Below are 18,014 nucleotides of genomic sequence, written 5' to 3'. Positions count from 1 at the left end.
GGCCTCGGGAGACCGATATGACGATACGCAAGATGGCCGATCTCGATCTCGCCGGCAAGCGGGTCTTGATTCGTGAGGATTTGAACGTCCCGCTCGCGGACGGCAAGGTGGCCGATGACACGCGTATCCGCGCGAGTCTTCCGACGATCACCGAGGCCAGCAAGAAGGGCGGCCGGGTCATGCTCATGTCGCACCTCGGCCGTCCCGAGGAGGGGGTGGCGGACGCCAAATACTCGCTCGCGCCGGTGGCCGAGCACCTAAGCGGCCTGCTCGGCAGGCCGGTGCGGCTGGTCGCGAACTGGCTGGACGGGGTGCCGGGGTTGAAGGACGGGGACGTGGTGTTGTGCGAGAACGTCCGCTTCAACAAGGGGGAAAAGAAGAACAACGACGAACTGGCACGCAAGATGGCGGCGTTGTGCGATGTGTTCGTGATGGATGCCTTCGGCACGGCGCACCGCGCCCAGGCCTCGACCCATGGCGTCGCGAAATACGCGCCCGTCGCGTGCGCGGGCCCTTTGCTGGCCGCCGAACTCGATGCCCTTGGACGGGCCCTTCATAGTCCCAAGCGGCCGATGGTCGCGATCGTCGGGGGTTCCAAGGTCTCGACCAAGCTCGTGGTCCTTGAAAGCCTCGCCAAGCGCGTGGATCAGTTGATCGTGGGCGGGGGCATCGCCAATACTTTCATGGCGGCCGCCGGCCTCCCGATCGGGAAGTCGCTTTCGGAGCCGGATCTGATCGATACGGCCAAGCAGTTGATACAAGAGACCAACGCGCGTGGCGCGTCGATTCCGATCCCGGTGGATGTCGTATGCGGCAAGGAGTTCGCGCCCGATGCCAAGGCGACATTGAAGGACGCCTCGGACGTCGGAGGCGATGACATGATCTTTGATGTGGGACCCAAAACCGTGGGCCTGTTCGCCGATATCCTGCGCAAGGCCGGCACCATCGTCTGGAACGGGCCGGTCGGGGTCTTTGAGTTCGATCAGTTCGGTGACGGTACGCGGGCGTTGGCCCAGGCGATAGCGGAGAGCGACGCGTTTTCGATCGCCGGTGGCGGGGATACCCTGGCGGCGGTCGCCAAATATGGCGTGGCGGACAAGATCAGCTACATATCGACCGGTGGCGGGGCCTTTCTTGAGTTTCTCGAGGGTCGGACGCTTCCGGCGGTGGCCATACTGGAAGAACGGGGCGCTGCTTGAGACGGTGGCCCGGACGCGCCGCGGGTGATGGCAGGCAGGGGAGCGGAATAAGGGAGATTATGGGCAAGTATTGCAGGGTGGCGACGGCAAACACCGTCGCCACGTCGTAAGTCATGCAGCGGCGAACGAAGATCGTGGCGACCCTTGGTCCCGCCACGGATGACCCCAAGGTGCTCGACAAGCTGATCGAGGCCGGGGTGGATGTGGTACGTCTCAATTTCTCCCATGACCTGGCCGAGGTTCACAAGCAGCGCGCCGAGTTCGTGCGCGATCGCGCGCAGGCCCATGGGCGGCAGATCGGCGTGATCGCCGACATGCAAGGCCCGAAGATCCGCATCGGGCGCTTCAAGGGCAAGCGGGTGCGCCTCGAGGAGGGCCAGCGGTTCGTCATCGACGCCGAATTGCCGCTCGATGCCGGCGATGCCACGCGCGTCGGATTGACTTATAAGGCTTTACCTAAGGATGTTGCGCGCGGGGCCACGCTCTTGCTGGACGACGGGCGCATCGTCTTGTGGGTGGACGAGGTGAGTGGTGCCGAGATCGTGTGCCGTGTGGTGGTCGGCGGCGAGCTGTCCGACAACAAGGGCGTGAATCGTCAGGGCGGCGGTCTGTCCGCGCATGCGCTGACCGACAAGGACCGGGAAGATATCAAGTCGGCGGCCCAGATTCAGGCCGACTATGTGGCCATCTCCTTCCCACGCAACGCCAAGGACATCGAGGAGGCGCGTACGTTGCTGCGCGCCGCCGGCGGCACCGGCGGAATCGTTGCGAAGATCGAGCGCGCCGAGGCTGTGGAGGCGATCGAGGAGATCATCCGCGTGTCCGATGCCATCATGCTCGCGCGCGGCGACCTGGGCGTGGAGATCGGGGATGCGGCGCTGCCGCCCGTTCAAAAGCGCATCATTCGGCTGGCGCGCAAGATGAACAGGGTCGTGATCACGGCGACGCAGATGATGGAGTCGATGATCGAGAATGCGATCCCGACGCGCGCCGAGGTGTCGGACGTGGCCAACGCGGTTCTGGACGGGACGGATGCCGTCATGCTGTCGGCCGAGACGGCCACCGGCAAGCACCCGGTGGCGGCGGTCGCGGCCATGGACCGGGTTTGTCGCGAGGCCGAGAAGGAGGACGAGGCGGTGTTTTCCATGCACCGCATGTCCAATCATTTCGAGCGTGTCGACGAGGCGATCGCGATGGCGGTGATGTACAGCGCCAACCATCTCCCGGTGCGCGCCATAGCCTCCCTGACGGAATCCGGATCCACGCCGCTTTGGATGTCGCGCATCAGCTCGGCGGTACCGATCTATGCCTTGACGCCGCATGTGGAAACCCGTAGAAAGGTGACGCTCTATCGTGGCGTTTATCCCGTGGGGTTTTCCCTGACCTCCACAGATCCCGAGCGTATCATGACGGAAGCCATCGACGAATTGCGGCGACGGGGCGCTGTCCGGGACGGTGATCTCGTCATCCTCAGCATCGGGGAGCCGTTGGCCAAGCCCGGTGGCACGAATACCATGAAGATCGTGCGCGCCGGCGACTTCGCGGCCATCGGCTGAATTCGTTTCACTAGGAATCTTAAGGAGAAGACAATGTCCCTGGTATCTCTGCGCCAACTACTGGATCATGCCGCCGAGCACGGCTACGGCGTGCCCGCCTTCAATGTGAACAACATGGAGCAAATACAGTCGATCATGCAGGCCGCGCACGAGGTCGACAGCCCGGTGATCGTGCAGGCGTCCGCCGGGGCGCGCAGCTACGCCGGCGAGCCGTTTCTGCGTCATCTCATCCTGGCGGCCATCGAGCAGTACCCGCATATTCCGATCGTGATGCATCAGGACCACGGCGCAAGCCCGGCGGTATGCCAGCGCTCGATACGCTCGGGGTTTAGCTCGGTGATGATGGACGGATCTCTCAAGGAAGACATGAAGACGCCGTCGAGCTATGAGTACAATGTCGATGTCACAACCCGCGTGGTGGACATGGCGCATGCGGTCGGCGTGTCGGTGGAAGGGGAGCTTGGCTGTCTTGGTTCACTCGAGTCCGGCATGGCGGGCGAGGAGGATGGCTCGGGCGCCGAGGGCAAACTGTCGCACGACCAGCTGCTCACCGATCCCGAGCAGGCGGCGGATTTCGTGAAAAAGACCAAGGTGGACGCGCTTGCCATCGCCATCGGCACGAGCCATGGGGCGTACAAGTTCTCGCGGCCGCCGACCGGCGACATCCTGGCGATCGAGCGCATCAAGGAGATTCACAAGCGCATCCCCGACACGCATCTTGTCATGCATGGTTCCTCGTCCGTGCCGCAGGACTGGTTGAAGATCATCCACGAGTTCGGCGGTGATATCGGCGAGACCTACGGCGTGCCGGTGGAGGAGATCCAGGAAGGGATCAAGCACGGCGTGCGCAAGGTCAACATCGACACCGACCTGCGGCTTGCGATCACCGGCGCCATCCGCCGCAGCCTCGCGAAGAACCCCAAGAATTTCGATCCGCGGAAATTCCTGAAGGACTCGGTGCAGGCCGGCAAGGATATCTGCAAGGCGCGTTACGAGGCCTTCGGTTCGGCCGGGAAGGCCTCCAAGATCCGCGTCATCGATCTTGAGGACATGACCAAGCGCTATGCCAAGGGTGAGCTGAACCCGCGCGTCAACTAATAGATCGCGCGGCCCCAAACCCCGCGGGTCCCTGGCCCGCGGGGTTTTTCTGTGGTGCGCCGGCGCGATCCCCGACGGGGCGCCGCGGCCCTGTCAATGCGTCACCTTTTCGTGGCATACTCGGGCCCATACGGTCAGATGGGGAGATGTCGTGACCTTTGATCCCCGAACCCACGTTCCGATCCGAATCCTGCCCAAGACGATCGACGCGGCTTGCTACAACCGCATATCGCTGGCGCTGGCGCGCCTTGGCGAGCCCCTGAATGTCGAGATCGGAGCGCTGCGCATGATGATCCGCGTGGAGCGCCGGTTGTGGGTGGCACGCTCGCTCGTCAATGAAATCCCGCTCATGGCTTGGGTGAATTTTCAGGTTGGCGGTCGTGGTTTGCACGAACCGGTGCCATGCCAGGTCCGTCTTTATCATTTTCATGCGGGTCTTTTGATGGGGCATGCCCCGCAACTGCTTGCCAGCAAGCTCGACGAGCGATTGGAGCGGCATGGCAACCGCCTTCGCGGGCGGTCGCGGGCGGTCACGCCCTTGACGAGGCGCGAGGGTCCGAGTCCGCGCCGCGGCGCGTAATGCCGGCTTATCGGGAAATGTGACTACAGGAGGCGATATTCATGATAGAAAACGGGCAGGTGGCTTACGGGTTCGATGTCGAGGTGACGGGGGACTTCGAGGCCGTGCGGGGGCGGGTGGTCGAGGCGCTCAAGGGGCAGGGTTTCGGGGTCCTGACCGAGATCGACGTCAGTGCCACGATGAAGGCTAAACTCGGCCGCGATATGCCGCGCTACAACATCCTCGGGGCGTGTAATCCCGTGCTCGCGGACAAGGCGATCTCCGCGGAACCCGATATCGGTCTTTTGCTGCCCTGTAATGTGGTCGTGAGCGAGACCGCCAAGGAGGGGACCACGAAGGTGTCGTTCATGGACCCGGTGTCGGTTTTGGCGATCGTCAACAATGCGCGCGTGACCGAGCTGGGGTGGGAGGTGCGCGCCAAGCTCGAGGCGGTGCGCGACGCGTTGGCATCGTCCTCCTGACAGCTTCGCGCCACGCGGGTCGTTAGTGTTTCAGGCCTCCTCGGCAGTTTTTGAATTCCGTGCGCGTCACACGTCCGTCGTGCAAGACGTCGCATCGCTGAAAATGGCGATACAGGGTGGGGTCGTAACGCTTGGCCTGGGCGCGGGTGATATAGTGGCGCCCATGGGCGATGGCATTGAAGCGAGCCCCGCTCGCACCGCCCGCATCGCTTAGCCCCGATCGACTGTTCGTGGTCCGCGCGGACGGACTCGGGGCCATCATCCCGGTGCTGTCGGGGGTTTCCGAGGGTATCCCCTGGGGCGACCCATGCACATTTCCTGATTGTGCCAGGGTCACCGCGGGGGTGCCCGCCAGGGTGAGCAGGGCTACGACGACCGATCGTCTCATGGGGCGGTCTCCAAGTCACGTTGCCGATGGGTGCGCGCCGGCCCGTGAAGGGCCGGGGCACACCATAACCTAGACCGCGGTGCGCGCGTCACCGCTCAAGGTCGGAGGAATGATGGCGGTGAGATCGTGGGTGTCGGTCGCGACGATGCGGCAGTCCACGAAATCCCCTGGCCGGGCGTCGCTCGCGGCCACACGGATCACGCCGTCGATCTCGGGGGCCTCGGCGTAGCTGCGGCCGATCAGGCCGTCCTCGGTCCGTTCATCGATCAACACCCGGCAGGTTTGGCCGATGCGCGTCTTCAGGCGTTCCGCGCTCAAGGTCGCCTGGTGGGCCATGAGCCGTTCGAGGCGTTCGTGCTTGAGCTCCTCGGGAACGGGATTCGGCAGGGCATTGGCCGCCGCCCCTTCTACCGCGGAGTAGGCGAATGCCCCGAGGCGGTCGATCCCGGCGTCTTCGATGAATGCGAGCAAGGTCTCGAACTCAGCCTCGGTCTCGCCGGGAAAGCCGACGATGACGGTGCTTCGCAAGACGAGGTCGGGTCGCGCCTCCCGCCATGCCTTGACGCAGGCGCTCGGATGCGCGCGCCCCGCCGGCCGGCGCATGGCGGCCAGCACCCGGGGGTGCGCATGCTGGAACGGGACATCGAGGTAGGGCAGCACGCCCTCGATGTCGAGGAGCGGAAGGATCTCCTCCACGCTCTTATAGGGGTAGACATAGTGGAGCCGCACCCATACCCCGAGCCTCGCGAGCTCGCGGACGAGCCCCGGGAACGACATCTTGACCGGGCGGCCGCCCGCGAATCCCACGCGCTGCCTCTGATCGATACCGTAGGCGCTGGTGTCTTGCGAGACGATCAGCAGTTCCTTGACACCGGCCTCCACCAGGCGCTCGGCCTCGGCCACGATATCGCCCAATGGACGACTGACGAGAGTGCCGCGCAATGACGGGATGATGCAAAACCGGCAGTTGTGATGGCAGCCTTCCGATATCTTCAGGTACGCGTAGTGGCGCGGCGTCAGTTTGATGCCTTGCGGGGGGACGAGGTCGACGAACGGGTCGTGGGGCTTCGGGAGGTGGGCATGCACGGCGGCCATGACCGCGGGCTCGTCGTGCGGTCCGGTGACCGCCAGGACCTCGGGGTAGCGCGCGCGGATGAGGTCGGCCTTGGCGCCCAGACACCCTGTGACGATCACGCGCCCGTTGTCGGCCATCGCCTCGCCTATCGCGTCGAGGGATTCCGAGACAGCGGCATCGATGAACCCGCAGGTGTTGATGATGACGAGATCGGCATCGCGGTAGGAGGCGGCGGTGTGGTAGCCCTCGCTGCGCAGTCGCGTCAGTATCTGCTCCGAGTCGACCAGGGCCTTGGGGCAGCCAAGGCTTACAAAGCCGACCTGAGGGGGCGCGGAGGACGGACGCGGCATGGATGGGGTTCCAGGATCGATCTTAGTCTAACGGATGACGGGGCGCGTTCAGTTGGCGCCGACGAGGGCCACGAATATGGTGACAAGGCCGAGCCCCATGTTGATCGCGACCAGTCGGCGGATCTGCGTGAGGGCATGCCCCGCCTTTACGAGGTCGCCGCTCCCGACCCCCTGTCGCAGGCGTCGGTAGGGGGCGAAAAAGAGGTGGAGGTACAGCAGGATCATGAGGACTCCGAGTGCCTGCATGATATTGACATATGGGGGTAGCGTGGCCATGCCCCCAAAGCGGGCGACGGCCAGGTAGTAGCCGCTTGCAGGCAAGATGACGACCGCGGCCCACACCCAGGGGAAGAAGCGGCCGAACGTCCGCGCCCACAGGGACAGTCTGTGCGCCGCCTCGAGCGGTTGGGCGGCGGGCCGCAGGATCATGTACGCAAAGAACATGCCCCCCACCCATAGCATGGCGAGCAACCCATGGACCGCGATCAGATAAGACATAAAGGCGCTACCTCGCATAAAACCCTCCCCCTCATACGCAAGTCGGCCCCGGCTGTCAATCGCCCGGGCCGCGCGCACCCTCCGGGATACCTGCCGGCCATTCCGGCCGGTGTCATCAAACTGTCATCCATACGCCAAACGCAGGTCACATAAGGACGTCATCGTGTCGCCTTTACGGAGGATTGGCGATGACTCTTCAGTATTTGATCCATCTCGCGAACTACTCGGATGGCGTACTCTATCTCATGGTCGTGATTCTCACGATTGCGCTCGCGGTCATCATCGATCGCTCGTGGTATCTGCGGCGTACGCTGCTCGAGGGCAATAGTCTCGTCGAACGGCTCGGTGCGCACAAGGAGGCGACACGCGCCCAGCTGTCGGCGCTGGCGGCCACTGCCCCCGGCCTTCCGGAGGCGGTCCTGCTCGATGTGGCCGCCCGCCACATGGGGGTCACGAACGGCGAGCAGCTCGCCAATCGCCTCGATGAGGCCACCCTGCGCCTGGCCCCGGCCCTCGACAAGCGTTTGTGGGTCCTCGATACCATCGTGACCCTGGCGCCGCTTTTGGGGCTTTTCGGGACGATCGTGGGCATGTTCCATGCGTTCTCCGTGTTGTCGGCGCCCGGGCATGCCCCGACGGCCGTGACCGGCGGCATCGCCGATGCCCTGGTGGCCACCGCCTCGGGGCTATTCGTGGCGATGACCGGCCTGCTGGCTTTCAACGGTCTCAACAACAAAGTGCGCGTGGTTTTGCACCAGCTCGATATCGTAAAGACCATGCTCTTGAATCGCATGGACGGCGCCCCGGTCAATATCGCCTCTGATGGCGAGCCCGCGGTCGATCATGGCGCGGCGCGCGCGCGTATGGCGAAATCCTCATGAAAATGCGGTATTTCGAGACCAAGAAGGGTCGCATCGAGTTGATCCCCATGATCGATGTGATGTTTTTCCTGCTGGTTTTTTTCATGATCCTGACCCTGCGCATGATCCCCGATCATGGCCTCGGGCTCGCCTTGCCGCAGGCCAGCACCGCCAAGGTGCTTCCTCGACCGCAGATCCTGATCAGTTTGACGGCCAATGGGGTGGTGCATGTCCAGGGTCATGTCGTTCCCCGCTCGGCCTTGAAGGGCCTGCTGTCGCGGCGCGTCGGGGGGCGGCGCGCGGATGTCACGATCGCGGCCGCCAAGAACGTGCCCTTTCAGGATTTCGTGGCCGTCATGAGTGCGGCGCGCAAGGCCGGCGTGGCCAGCATCGGCATTGCCGCGCATCAGCATTGATACGGACGGGAATGGTCTCATGAGCGCTTCATCGCTGCCTGTCGCCTCGCCCATGCCCGAGAAGCGATTTTCGTTCCTGCGCGCGACCGTGTTGGCGGTGGTCCTGGAGGGGCTTTTGTTCGCCGGCCTCCTGGTGGCGCATCCCAAGCCCAAGACCGTGGGGCTGCGCCGTAAGCCCATGGCCGTGCATTTCGTCACCCTGCCCAAGCCGCCGGCGCCGCACGTCCGGCCCAAGCCGCCTCCGCCGCATCCGGTGGTGCGGCCGCGGCCGGTGCCGAAACCTCAACCCGTGCCGCCCAAGCCCCGACCGATCGTGCATCATCGCCCGGTCCCGTTGCCGACGCCCGTGAAAAAGGTGCCGCCGCCGAGACCCAAGGCGGTACCGCGTCCTCCCGCGCCGCCCCCTCCGCCACCGCCGTCCCCGGACGTCGTGGCCCAGGCCGTCGATCGTTACGCGGTGATGCTGCGCACGCGCATCCAACAGGGTCTCGTGGTGCCGGCGCGCGTGGCCGCGCTGCGATTGTCCGGCAAGGCCGTGGTGGCCTTCGAATTGACCCCCACGGGTCGCCTGTTGTGGGCGCGCATCATGCGGTCGAGCGGCATCGGCGCGATCAATCGGGCGGCCCTGGCGGCGGTGCGGGATCGCAGTTACCCGGCGTTTACGAAGAGCATGCCCCACCGTCCGACGGTGTTCCGCGTGCGCGTGGGCCTAAACGACGGACGGGATCGCTACTAGGGAGCGGTATTCGCGCACAGCGCCTGCCCGGCGGCGCGGTCCAGCCAAAACTCGACGGGGGCCTTGGCGATGAGTTGCGCAAGCGGGGTCTCGGCCCCGGGCGCCAGGCTCGCGCGCAGGGCCTGTGCCTTGGCGGCCCCCTGGGCCAGGACGATGCGCCGCCGCGCCGCCGTCAAGGCCGGCAGGGTCAGGGTGACGCGGGCGACGCGATTCGCGGTCGCCGGGACCGCCTCGGCGATACGGGTGGTGGCAAGCATGGCCCCGGGAAACAGCGAGGCGATATGTCCGTCCGGCCCGAAACCCAACAGCACGATGTCGAGGGCCCGTCCCCCGGCCGCCGCGCGTCTCAGGAGGTCATCGTACGCGTCCGCCGCCGCCTGGGCCCCGAGCTCGCCGGGGATGCGATGGATGAGTGCGCCGGGCGGGGCCTTTGAGAGCCAGGGGAGGTGGGCGAGGCGATAGTTGCTGGCCGCGTCCTCCGGATCGACCGCGCGTTCATCGCTGAAGAAAATCTCGAGTCCCTGCCAGGGGAGCGTGCCCGCGCGGCGCCCCAGCTCCTCATACAGGCTGCGCGGAGTGGACCCGCCGGCCAGGGCGATGCGTAACGGCCGGGCATGCGCCCAGGCGGCCTGGATCTCGACCATGAGGTGATCGGCGAGGGCGCGCGCCAGGTCCTGATCGTCGTCGGCGATGGTAAAGATCATGATGATGGCACCGGAGGGTCGAGGGGGTGCCAGGCGCGACCGTCGGCGCGCATGAGCGCATCGGCCTCTTCGGGTCCGTCACTGCCGGCGGCATAGTTGGGGAAGTCGGGGGGCGGGTCTTGCGCCCAGGCATCGAGAATCGGGGTCACGAAGCGCCATGCCTCTTCGACGGAGTCGCGGCGCGCGAACAGGGCGGCATAACCGCGCATGGCGTCGGTCAGGAGCCGCTCATAGGCGAGCGGCATCTCGCCATCGTAATGATTGCCGTAGGCAAAACGCATGCGGGCATGGTCGACATGGGCCTCGTTGCGGGGGGCCTTGATGGCGAAGCCCAGACTGATACCCTCGTGGGGCTGGATGCGCAGCACCAGCCGGTTGGGCTCTATGCGCGAGCACACCTGGTCCTGCCCGAAGAGGCAAAACGGGATCTGGCGGAACTGGATCACCACCTCCGTTGAGGAGTGCCGCAAGCCCTTGCCGGTGCGGATATAGAAGGGCACGCCCTGCCAGCGCCAGTTGTCAACGAATACCCGCAGCGCCACATAGGTCGGGACGGACGATCGGGGATCGACCCCGGGCTCGGCCCGGTAGGCCTTCAGCGCCCCATCCACGCTTGCTCCGTACTGGCCACGCGCGGTGGCGGCGGCCACATCCTCGCGACCGGCGAAACGCCGGAGGGCGCGAAACACCTCGGTCTTTTTGTCGCGCACGGCGTCGGCATCGAACGATAGGGGAGGTTCCATCGCCACCAGGCTCAAGACCTGCAGCAGATGGTTTTGCACCATGTCGCGCAAAACGCCGGTCTCTTCGTAGTAACCCCCGCGGCCTTCGATGCCCAGGGTCTCGGCGGCCGTGATCTGGACGTGGTCGATGTGGATGCGGTTCCACAGCGGCTCGAATATGGCGTTCGCAAACCGGAACACCAGGATGTTCTGGACGGTCTCCTTGCCGAGATAGTGGTCGATCCGGTAGACCTGATCCTCGCGGAACACGGTGGCGATCTCATCGTTCAGGGCCACCGCGCTGTCGAGGTCGCGGCCGAAGGGTTTTTCGACTATGAGGCGCGTAAACGGGCGGTCGTCGACCTTGTTGATCATCTCCGCCCCTTGCAACTGGCGGACGAGCAGGGGATAGCTGCTCGGCAAGGTCGCGAGGTAGAAGATCCGGTTTCCGTGGGTGTCGTGGCGGTGATCGATCTCGCGCAGGGACATGTTCAGCCGCTGGAACAGGGTCTGGTCGGTGAAATGCCCGGCCTCGTAATAGAGGCGCTCGGCAAAGCCCCGCCACTGTTCGTCATCCGGGGGGCTTGCGCAAAACTGGGTGCAGGCCTCGTGCATGAGCGTCCGGAACTGGTCGTGCGACAAGGGTCTCCGGCTCGCGCCCAGGATCGCGAAGCCCTTGGGGAGCAGGCCCTTGGCGTGGAGCCGAAAGAGCGCCGGCACGAGTTTGCGCCGGGCGAGATCGCCGGTGGCTCCAAATATGAGGAGTACGCAGGATTGTGGGACTTCTGTCATGGCTTGACCTCTGCCTTGGACGCCAGGGGCGCCTGGCAAGACGCCGCGTCCGGGTTCTCGTTGTGGATGGCCGGGCACCGTGCCCGGCCCGCGGGTCGCGCGTCACCGGCTGGGCGCATCACCACCCCCGATCCAGCGGCTCGTCCGATCTAGCGCCCATGGGCCTCGGCCCGCATGGGCGGCGGGGAAGCACCCCCGGCTGGGCGCATCACCACCCCCGATCCAGCGGCTCGTCCGATCTAGCGCCCATGGGCCTCGGCCCGCATGGGCGGCGGGGAAGCACCCCTCCCGGAACCATAGAGCAGCCTCGCGCCCCCGTCGAGGGTCTGGCGCGGGTGCTGCAAATCGGCGCGCTATCGGGTACATTGCCGACTTTAGCTTTGGGGCCATGCATGCGCGACTTCAAGATTGCACCTTCGATTCTTTCAGCCGACTTCGCCCGTCTCGGCGAGGAGGTCCATTCCGTGCTGGCGGCGGGCGCGGATATCGTCCACTTTGATGTCATGGACAACCATTATGTGCCCAACCTGACGATCGGCCCACTGGTCTGCGAGGCCCTGCGCAAGAATGGGGTCAAGGCCGACATCGATGTGCATCTCATGGTCAAGCCCGTTGATCGCCTCATCCCGGATTTCGTGAAGGCCGGGGCGACCTACATCACCTTCCATCCGGAGGCGAGCGAGCACATAGACCGGTCCTTGAGCCTCATCAAGGATAGCGGCTGCCGGTGCGGTCTCGTATTCAACCCCGCGACGCCCCTTTCCTATCTGGATTATGTCATGGACAAGGTCGATATGATCCTGATCATGTCGGTCAATCCCGGTTTTGGAGGCCAAGGCTTCATCCGCTCCTCGCTCGACAAGCTGCGCGCGGTGCGCGCGCGCATCGATGCCAGCGGGCGCCCGATACGGCTCGAGATAGACGGCGGCGTGAAGATCGACAATATACGCGAGATCGCCGCCGCGGGTGCCGACACCTTCGTGGCCGGCTCCGCGATCTTCGGTACGCCCGACTATCGGGCCACCATTCACAAGATGCGTGAGGAGCTCGCGAAGGCATGACGGTGTTCCCGCTGGCGGCGCTCCTGTTCGATCTGGACGGTACCTTGGTTGATACCGCCCCGGATCTCGCCGATGCCGCCAATCACATGCTGACAAGGCTCGGGCGTCCGGCGTGCGACGAGGCGACCGTGAGCGGGTGGATCGGGGACGGGGTGCCGCGGCTCATCAAGAGGGCCTTGACGGGCGAGCGCTTCGGCGAGCCGGACGCGGCGCTCTTCGCAAAGGCGCAGGCCCTCTATGACGCCTATTACGAGACCCATGTCGCCGATCGTAGCCGCCTGTATCCGGGTGTGGCGCAGACCCTGGCGGATCTGCGTGCCGACGGGTTTCGCATGGCCTGCGTGACCAACAAGGCCGGGCGTTTCGCAAGACCCTTGTTGGGGGCCTTGGGTATCGCGGGCTATTTCGATGCCGTGCTCTGCGGCGACGAACTCGCGCGCGCGAAGCCCGACCCCTTGCCGCTGGTGACGGCCTGTGAGCGCCTGGGTGTCGCCCGTGATGGGGCGGCGCTGGTGGGGGATTCCGGAAACGACATGCGCGCGGCGAAGGCCGCCGGCATGCCGGCGCTGGCGGTCGCTTATGGTTATCATCACGGTGCCGACCTCTTGGCGCTTGGCGCCGCGGTCGTGACCCCGACGTTCGACGGTGTCCGGAATTTCCTTCGCTTTGAAGGGCGCTTCTTGTGCGCGAAGGCCCTGCCATGACGGGCCTTGGCCGTCGATGGCGCCTTAAGGGAACGATGACCATCCCGTACCCCTTGAGGAATCACGATCATGCCAGAAAAGCGCTGTTTGACATTTGATGCCGTGGGCGGCCGTTTCGCCCCCGTCATTCGCGAGGTGCCCGCCGACCTTGATACCCCGTTGAGTTGCTACCTGAAGCTCGCGCAGGGCCGGTATTCCTATTTGCTCGAGTCCGTGCAGGGTGGCGAGAAGTGGGGCCGATACTCGCTGATCGGCCTGCCCGCGCGGATCTGCCTGCGTGTGTTCGGGCGCGAGCTGACAGTCGAGCGCGACGGGGTGATCATCGAGCGGGGGCGGACTGACGACCTCCTGGCCACGGTACGGGCCTTCAAGACGCGTTTCGAGGTGGTGCCGGATGCGGCGCTCCCGAAGTTTCACGGGGGGCTGGTCGGGTATTTCGGATACGAGACGGTTCGTCACATCGAGCCGACCTTGGGCGAAAACCCAAAGCCCGATGAGATCGGCGGCCCCGACGCCTTGTTCCTGGTGAGCGAGGAGGTGGTCATTTTCGACAACCTGCGCGGTACCCTGTCCCTGGTCGTGCATGCCGACATGGCCGAGGGAGAGGCCGGCCGCTCGCGGGCCGAGCGGCGCCTCGATGAGCTCGAGGGCGCCTTGCGCGAGCCGATCCCGACCCCGATGTTCCTTCCCGGATCGCCGCGCGCCGTGCGCGAGGAGGACTTCGTTTCGGGGTTCACGCGGGCGGGTTTCGAGGCGGCGGTGGAGCGCTCGCGCGAATATATCGCCGCCGGCGATATCATGCAGGTGGCGCTGTCGCAGAGACTTTCGGCGCCGGCGGCCTTCACCCCGCTCGATCTCTATCGGGCGTTGCGCCGCATCAACCCCTCGCCCTACATGTATCTGTTCGATCTCGGCGAATTTCATGTCGTCGGCTCATCGCCCGAGATCCTGGCCAAACTCGAAGGCCGCGAGGTGGCGGTGCGGCCGATCGCGGGCACCCGTCCACGCAGTCAGGACGGGGAGAAGGATGCGGCGTTGGCCGCCGAGCTTCTGGCGGATCCCAAGGAGAGGGCCGAGCATGTCATGCTCGTCGATCTCGGGCGCAACGACATCGGGCGGGTGGCCGAGACCGGGAGCGTGGCGGTGAGCGATTGCATGACCATAGAACGCTATTCGCATGTCATGCATCTCGTATCGCACGTCACCGGGCGCCTGCGCCCGGGTCTCGACGCCTTCGACGTCCTGCGCGCGACGTTCCCGGCGGGGACCTTGACCGGCGCCCCCAAGGTGCGCGCCATGGAGATCATAGACGAATTGGAGCCGGTCCGACGGGGGTTGTATGCCGGCGCCGTCGGCTACATCGGTTGGAACGGCAATATGGACATGGCCATCGCCATTCGTACCGCGGTGGTGCGCAACGGTCGGTTGTTCCTGCAGGTTGGTGCCGGGATCGTGGCGGACTCGGTTCCGGAGCGCGAGTGGGACGAGACCATGAATAAGGCACGGGCCATGATCAAGGCCGCGGGGCTTGCGGCATCGGGTTTCGGGCCGCGTGACCGGACTTGTGAGGGGACGGTGGCGTCCAGGGCAGGTGACCGATGATCCTCATGATCGATAACTACGACTCGTTTACCTACAATCTCGTGCAGTACCTGGGCGAATTGGGCCAGGAGGTGCATGTGGCGCGCAATGACCAGATCTCGCTCGATGAGATCGAGCGTCTGGCGCCCGAGCGCATCGTCATCTCCCCGGGCCCGTGCACGCCGAACGAGGCGGGGATATCGCTGGATCTCATCATGCGTTTCGGCGAACACATACCGGTGCTCGGCGTGTGCTTGGGGCATCAGAGCATAGGGCAGGCATTCGGCGGCCGGGTGGTACGCGCGGGGCGCGTCATGCACGGCAAGACCTCGCTTATCTCTCATGGAGGAACGGGCGTCTTTCGCGGTCTCCCCGACCCGTTTACGGCGACCCGTTACCACTCGCTCGTGGTTGCCAAAGACGATCTGCCGGAATGCCTGGAGGTCACGGCCGTGAGTCAGGATGACGGCGAGATCATGGGTTTGCGTCACAAATGGTGGCCGGTGGAGGGTGTGCAGTTCCACCCGGAGTCGATTCTGAGCGAGCATGGCCATGCCTTGCTCGAGAACTTTCTGCGCGGCGAGCGCCCATGAGCGCCCTGACGAGCGCCATTGCGCGGCTGGCCGCCGGGGAAGATCTCCGTGCCGCCGAAATGAAGGAGGCCTTGGCGGTGGTCATGGGCGGGGCGGGAACACCGGCGCAGATCGGCGCTTTGCTCATGGGTTTGCGCGTGAAGGGCGAGACCGTCGAGGAGATCGTGGCCGCGGCCGAGGTGCTGCGCGACCTGTCCACCCCGGTGATGGTCGCCGACCCCGGCCACCTGGTCGATACCTGCGGGACCGGGGGCGACGGGGCGTCGACATTCAATATCTCGACGGCCACGGCACTCGTGTGCGCATGCGCCGGGGCCAAGGTGGCCAAACACGGCAATCGATCCGTATCGAGCCGATCCGGCAGCGCCGATGTGCTCGAGGCCGCGGGCGCCATCCTCACCCTGAGCCCAGCGCAGGTGGCCCTGTGCATCGATCAGGTCGGTGTCGGCTTTCTCTTTGCCCCGCGCCACCACGAGGCGATGCGTCATGCCGCCGGCCCGCGCCGCGAGCTTGGCATACGCACCCTCTTCAATATGCTGGGGCCGCTTACCAATCCGGCGCGTGCCGCGCGCCAGCTCGTCGGGGTGTTCTCACACGACCTCCTAGAGCCGTTTGCCTGCGCGCTTGCCGCCCTCGGCAGCCATCACGCCCTGGTGGTGCACTCCGATGACGGCCTAGACGAGATCAGTCCGGCGGCGGCCACCGAGGTGTGTGAAATGAAGAACGGGGTGCTCAGCCGTTATCGGCTCGCGCCCGCCGATTTTGGACTGCCGGCCGGGGGGCTCGATGCCCTCAAGGTGGACTCGGCGGATACGAGCCTCGATGTACTAAGGCGGGTGCTCTCGGGACGCGACCAGGGGCCGGCCGCCGTGGCGGTGGCCCTGAATGCGGGCGCGGCGTTGTATGTGGCCGGATCGGTCGCGGATATCCAGACCGGCGTGGCGCGTGCACAGGCCTTGTTGCAAGACGGGCGGCCGGCCGCCAAGCTCGACGAGTTCGTGGCCTTTACACGGGGGTTCGCGTGAACGGGGTGTTGGCGCGCATCCTGGCGGACAAGCGTGCCGAGGTGGCACGCGAGCGCGCGCGCGTCGGGCTTGCCGATCTCGAGGCACGCATCGCCGCCGGCGCGCCGCCGCGGGGTTTCGCCGCGGCGCTGGCGCGTGCCGTGGATCACGGGCGGCCGGCGGTGATCGCGGAGATGAAGCGCGCCTCGCCCAGTCGCGGCATGCTGCGCCCGGATCTGGATCCGGCGGCCGTGGCGCGCGCCTACGAACGCGCCGGCGCCGCGGCGCTTTCGGTCCTGACCGACGCGGGCTATTTCGGGGCCCATGGCGACGACCTCGCGCGCGCGCGCGAGGCCTGCGCGCTGCCGGTGTTGCGCAAGGATTTCATGGTGGACGGCTATCAGATCGCCGAATCGCGGGCCATGGGTGCGGACTGCGTGTTGTTGATCGTGGCGGCCTTGTCTCCGGGCGCGCTCGAGGAGCTGTATGCGGCCTCTCGGGCCTATGGCCTGGACGCCCTGATCGAGGTCCATGACGCCACCGAGCTCGAGCGCGCCCTGGCGTTGCCCGGCGGGTTGCTCGGCATCAACAACCGCGATCTGCGCACCTTTGTCACGACCATAGATCGGACACTGGAGCTGGTAGGGTTTGTGCCGCCTGGGCGTCTTGTCATAACGGAGAGCGGAATCCTCGGGCGCGACGAGGTGAGGCGCCTCAAGGCCGCCGGGCTGCGCGGTTTTCTGGTGGGCGAGGCGTTCATGGTGGCCGCGGATCCGGGCGCGAGGCTTGCGGAATTGTTTGAGGAGCGGGTCGATGAAAGCAGTGGTTGAGTGGGATGGGGAGGCGGCGTTCACGGCCACCACCGAGAGTGGTCATCGGATCGCGATGGACGGACCGCCGGATCACGGGGGGCGCAATCTGGGGCCGCGGCCGACGGAGCTCGTGCTTGCCGGAATGGGCGGCTGCACCTCCTTTGATGTCGTCCATATCCTGCGCAAAGGACGCGCCGATGTGCGCGCCTGCAGCGCCCGGATCGAGGCCGAGCGCGCCGAGGAGGACCCCAAGGTGTTTACGCGCATGCATGTGCACTTCGTGGTGAGCGGCCGGGAGCTGAAGGAGGCGGCCGTGGAGCGGGCGATCCGCCTGTCGGCCGAAAAGTATTGCTCGGTGTCGATCATGCTCGGCAAGACCGCCGAGATCAGCCATTCATTCGAGATCGTGGATGTCGAATAACGGCGCGCCGGAGCTCACCGCCGTGCGCTTGAACCATGTGGCGCTCCTGTGCGCGGACCTCGAGGCCTGCGAGGCATTCTATGCCGGTGTCCTGGGCCTTGCCGTGGTGTGGCGCCCGGACCCCGACAATGTCTATCTCTCCTCGGGTTCCGACAACCTCGCCCTGCATCGCGGCACCCCGCAACCCGGAGGTGCCCTGGATCACATCGGGTTCGCGGTCGCGAGCGCGGGCGACGTGGATGTCTGGCACGAGCGGCTGCGCGCCGCCCGGGTGCGAATCGCGGCCGCTCCGCGCACGCACCGAGATGGATCTCGCAGCCTCTATTGCCAGGATCCCGGGGGCACGCTCGTGCAGCTGCTCTTCCTGCCGCCACAGGTCCTGAAACTGGCCTCGGGATAGGGC

Annotated in this window: 21 protein-coding genes; 16 read left to right on the top strand and 5 right to left on the bottom strand. The window is 65.8% G+C overall.

The annotated features are described in order from the left end of the window. Positions 1–17: 17 nt before the first annotated feature. The 5 genes from C4901_RS14530 to C4901_RS14510 all read left to right on the top strand — a co-directional run bounded on the left by C4901_RS14530 (position 18) and on the right by C4901_RS14510 (position 4,894). Positions 18–1,199, top strand: coding sequence for a phosphoglycerate kinase (locus tag C4901_RS14530; protein ID WP_110137936.1), 1,182 nt, complete (start codon positions 18–20; stop codon positions 1,197–1,199). A gap of 113 nt (positions 1,200–1,312) precedes the next feature. Next, a complete protein-coding gene (gene pyk / locus C4901_RS14525) occupies positions 1,313–2,755 on the top strand; it encodes a pyruvate kinase (RefSeq protein ID WP_110137935.1) in 1,443 nt (480 codons plus the stop codon). A gap of 33 nt (positions 2,756–2,788) precedes the next feature. Further along, positions 2,789–3,853: a class II fructose-bisphosphate aldolase gene (gene fba / locus C4901_RS14520; protein ID WP_110137934.1), complete on the top strand. Its 1,065-nt coding sequence runs from the start codon at positions 2,789–2,791 to the stop codon at positions 3,851–3,853. Between the two features lie 151 nt (positions 3,854–4,004). Then, positions 4,005–4,433 carry a hypothetical protein gene (locus tag C4901_RS14515; protein WP_110137933.1) on the top strand — a complete coding sequence of 143 codons (429 nt, stop codon included), beginning with the start codon at positions 4,005–4,007 and terminating at the stop codon, positions 4,431–4,433. 41 nt (positions 4,434–4,474) lie between these two features. Continuing rightward, the gene (locus C4901_RS14510; RefSeq protein ID WP_110137932.1) at positions 4,475–4,894 is read left to right on the top strand and encodes a DUF302 domain-containing protein; all 420 of its coding nucleotides are present in this window, start codon (positions 4,475–4,477) and stop codon (positions 4,892–4,894) included. A gap of 22 nt (positions 4,895–4,916) precedes the next feature. On the opposite strand, the gene C4901_RS14505 is transcribed toward C4901_RS14510, so the two are convergent. The 3 genes from C4901_RS14505 to C4901_RS14495 form a co-directional block, all read right to left on the bottom strand. Further along, the gene (locus C4901_RS14505; protein WP_110137931.1) at positions 4,917–5,282 is read right to left on the bottom strand and encodes a hypothetical protein; all 366 of its coding nucleotides are present in this window, start codon (positions 5,280–5,282) and stop codon (positions 4,917–4,919) included. Between the two features lie 69 nt (positions 5,283–5,351). Further along, entirely contained in the window at positions 5,352–6,707 is a 1,356-nt protein-coding gene (rimO, locus tag C4901_RS14500; RefSeq protein WP_110137930.1) for a 30S ribosomal protein S12 methylthiotransferase RimO, read from the bottom strand. A gap of 48 nt (positions 6,708–6,755) precedes the next feature. Continuing rightward, entirely contained in the window at positions 6,756–7,205 is a 450-nt protein-coding gene (locus tag C4901_RS14495) for a CopD family protein (protein WP_110137929.1), read from the bottom strand. A 188-nt stretch (positions 7,206–7,393) separates the two neighbouring features. Here C4901_RS14495 and C4901_RS14490 point away from each other — a divergent pair, with 188 nt between their 5' ends. Genes C4901_RS14490 through C4901_RS14480 form a run of 3 tightly spaced genes read left to right on the top strand, consistent with a single transcriptional unit; the run spans position 7,394 to position 9,217 of the window. Further along, a complete protein-coding gene (locus C4901_RS14490) occupies positions 7,394–8,086 on the top strand; it encodes a MotA/TolQ/ExbB proton channel family protein (protein ID WP_110137928.1) in 693 nt (230 codons plus the stop codon). Then, a complete protein-coding gene (locus tag C4901_RS14485; protein ID WP_110137927.1) occupies positions 8,083–8,481 on the top strand; it encodes a biopolymer transporter ExbD in 399 nt (132 codons plus the stop codon). Before C4901_RS14490 ends, C4901_RS14485 begins: the two co-directional genes overlap by 4 nt. A 19-nt stretch (positions 8,482–8,500) precedes the next feature. Beyond that, positions 8,501–9,217, top strand: coding sequence for a TonB family protein (locus tag C4901_RS14480; RefSeq protein ID WP_205736039.1), 717 nt, complete (start codon positions 8,501–8,503; stop codon positions 9,215–9,217). Here C4901_RS14480 and pgl read toward each other — a convergent pair. Continuing rightward, positions 9,214–9,921 (bottom strand): 6-phosphogluconolactonase, encoded by a 708-nt coding sequence (gene pgl, locus C4901_RS14475; protein ID WP_110137926.1) that lies wholly within the window; start codon positions 9,919–9,921, stop codon positions 9,214–9,216. The two genes, C4901_RS14480 and pgl, sit on opposite strands and share 4 nt — an antisense overlap. Beyond that, entirely contained in the window at positions 9,918–11,435 is a 1,518-nt protein-coding gene (gene zwf, locus C4901_RS14470) for a glucose-6-phosphate dehydrogenase (protein WP_110137925.1), read from the bottom strand. Before zwf ends, pgl begins: the two co-directional genes overlap by 4 nt. 392 nt (positions 11,436–11,827) lie before the next feature. Here zwf and rpe point away from each other — a divergent pair, with 392 nt between their 5' ends. The 8 genes from rpe (at position 11,828) to C4901_RS14430 (ending at position 18,011) form a co-directional block, all read left to right on the top strand. Next, entirely contained in the window at positions 11,828–12,496 is a 669-nt protein-coding gene (gene rpe / locus C4901_RS14465) for a ribulose-phosphate 3-epimerase (protein WP_110137924.1), read from the top strand. Beyond that, positions 12,493–13,200, top strand: a complete 708-nt coding sequence (locus C4901_RS14460) for a phosphoglycolate phosphatase (protein ID WP_110137923.1) — start codon at positions 12,493–12,495, stop codon at positions 13,198–13,200. The genes rpe and C4901_RS14460 overlap by 4 nt, the downstream gene beginning before the upstream one ends. 69 nt (positions 13,201–13,269) lie before the next feature. Next, positions 13,270–14,802, top strand: a complete 1,533-nt coding sequence (gene trpE / locus C4901_RS14455; protein ID WP_110137922.1) for an anthranilate synthase component I — start codon at positions 13,270–13,272, stop codon at positions 14,800–14,802. Beyond that, positions 14,799–15,374: an aminodeoxychorismate/anthranilate synthase component II gene (locus C4901_RS14450; RefSeq protein WP_110137921.1), complete on the top strand. Its 576-nt coding sequence runs from the start codon at positions 14,799–14,801 to the stop codon at positions 15,372–15,374. The genes trpE and C4901_RS14450 overlap by 4 nt, the downstream gene beginning before the upstream one ends. After that, positions 15,371–16,399 (top strand): anthranilate phosphoribosyltransferase, encoded by a 1,029-nt coding sequence (gene trpD / locus C4901_RS14445; protein WP_110137920.1) that lies wholly within the window; start codon positions 15,371–15,373, stop codon positions 16,397–16,399. The genes C4901_RS14450 and trpD overlap by 4 nt, the downstream gene beginning before the upstream one ends. After that, entirely contained in the window at positions 16,396–17,208 is an 813-nt protein-coding gene (gene trpC / locus C4901_RS14440) for an indole-3-glycerol phosphate synthase TrpC (protein WP_110137919.1), read from the top strand. The genes trpD and trpC overlap by 4 nt, the downstream gene beginning before the upstream one ends. Further along, a complete protein-coding gene (locus C4901_RS14435; protein ID WP_110137918.1) occupies positions 17,192–17,611 on the top strand; it encodes an OsmC family protein in 420 nt (139 codons plus the stop codon). The genes trpC and C4901_RS14435 overlap by 17 nt, the downstream gene beginning before the upstream one ends. Further along, a complete protein-coding gene (locus tag C4901_RS14430) occupies positions 17,601–18,011 on the top strand; it encodes a VOC family protein (protein WP_110137917.1) in 411 nt (136 codons plus the stop codon). The genes C4901_RS14435 and C4901_RS14430 overlap by 11 nt, the downstream gene beginning before the upstream one ends. The last annotated feature ends 3 nt before the right edge of the window (positions 18,012–18,014 follow it).

Source organism: Acidiferrobacter sp. SPIII_3 (genome assembly GCF_003184265.1).
Lineage (GTDB): Bacteria > Pseudomonadota > Gammaproteobacteria > Acidiferrobacterales > Acidiferrobacteraceae > Acidiferrobacter.
The sequence above is the reverse complement of the archived record's forward strand: the minus strand, read 5'-3'. Positions and strand labels throughout refer to the sequence as shown.

What these genes read in the sequence shown, in the direction of transcription:
- C4901_RS14530 (WP_110137936.1), top strand. Translation starts at nt 18, where the DNA reads ATGACGATACGCAAGATGGCCGATCTCGATCTCGCCGGCAAGCGGGTC.
- pyk (WP_110137935.1), top strand. Translation starts at nt 1,313, where the DNA reads ATGCAGCGGCGAACGAAGATCGTGGCGACCCTTGGTCCCGCCACGGAT.
- fba (WP_110137934.1), top strand. Translation starts at nt 2,789, where the DNA reads ATGTCCCTGGTATCTCTGCGCCAACTACTGGATCATGCCGCCGAGCAC.
- C4901_RS14510 (WP_110137932.1), top strand. Translation starts at nt 4,475, where the DNA reads ATGATAGAAAACGGGCAGGTGGCTTACGGGTTCGATGTCGAGGTGACG.
- C4901_RS14505 (WP_110137931.1), bottom strand. Translation starts at nt 5,282, where the DNA reads ATGAGACGATCGGTCGTCGTAGCCCTGCTCACCCTGGCGGGCACCCCC.
- rimO (WP_110137930.1), bottom strand. Translation starts at nt 6,707, where the DNA reads ATGCCGCGTCCGTCCTCCGCGCCCCCTCAGGTCGGCTTTGTAAGCCTT.
- C4901_RS14495 (WP_110137929.1), bottom strand. Translation starts at nt 7,205, where the DNA reads ATGTCTTATCTGATCGCGGTCCATGGGTTGCTCGCCATGCTATGGGTG.
- C4901_RS14490 (WP_110137928.1), top strand. Translation starts at nt 7,394, where the DNA reads ATGACTCTTCAGTATTTGATCCATCTCGCGAACTACTCGGATGGCGTA.
- C4901_RS14485 (WP_110137927.1), top strand. Translation starts at nt 8,083, where the DNA reads ATGAAAATGCGGTATTTCGAGACCAAGAAGGGTCGCATCGAGTTGATC.
- C4901_RS14480 (WP_205736039.1), top strand. Translation starts at nt 8,501, where the DNA reads ATGAGCGCTTCATCGCTGCCTGTCGCCTCGCCCATGCCCGAGAAGCGA.
- pgl (WP_110137926.1), bottom strand. Translation starts at nt 9,921, where the DNA reads ATGATCTTTACCATCGCCGACGACGATCAGGACCTGGCGCGCGCCCTC.
- zwf (WP_110137925.1), bottom strand. Translation starts at nt 11,435, where the DNA reads ATGACAGAAGTCCCACAATCCTGCGTACTCCTCATATTTGGAGCCACC.
- rpe (WP_110137924.1), top strand. Translation starts at nt 11,828, where the DNA reads ATGCGCGACTTCAAGATTGCACCTTCGATTCTTTCAGCCGACTTCGCC.
- C4901_RS14460 (WP_110137923.1), top strand. Translation starts at nt 12,493, where the DNA reads ATGACGGTGTTCCCGCTGGCGGCGCTCCTGTTCGATCTGGACGGTACC.
- trpE (WP_110137922.1), top strand. Translation starts at nt 13,270, where the DNA reads ATGCCAGAAAAGCGCTGTTTGACATTTGATGCCGTGGGCGGCCGTTTC.
- C4901_RS14450 (WP_110137921.1), top strand. Translation starts at nt 14,799, where the DNA reads ATGATCCTCATGATCGATAACTACGACTCGTTTACCTACAATCTCGTG.
- trpD (WP_110137920.1), top strand. Translation starts at nt 15,371, where the DNA reads ATGAGCGCCCTGACGAGCGCCATTGCGCGGCTGGCCGCCGGGGAAGAT.
- C4901_RS14435 (WP_110137918.1), top strand. Translation starts at nt 17,192, where the DNA reads ATGAAAGCAGTGGTTGAGTGGGATGGGGAGGCGGCGTTCACGGCCACC.
- C4901_RS14430 (WP_110137917.1), top strand. Translation starts at nt 17,601, where the DNA reads ATGTCGAATAACGGCGCGCCGGAGCTCACCGCCGTGCGCTTGAACCAT.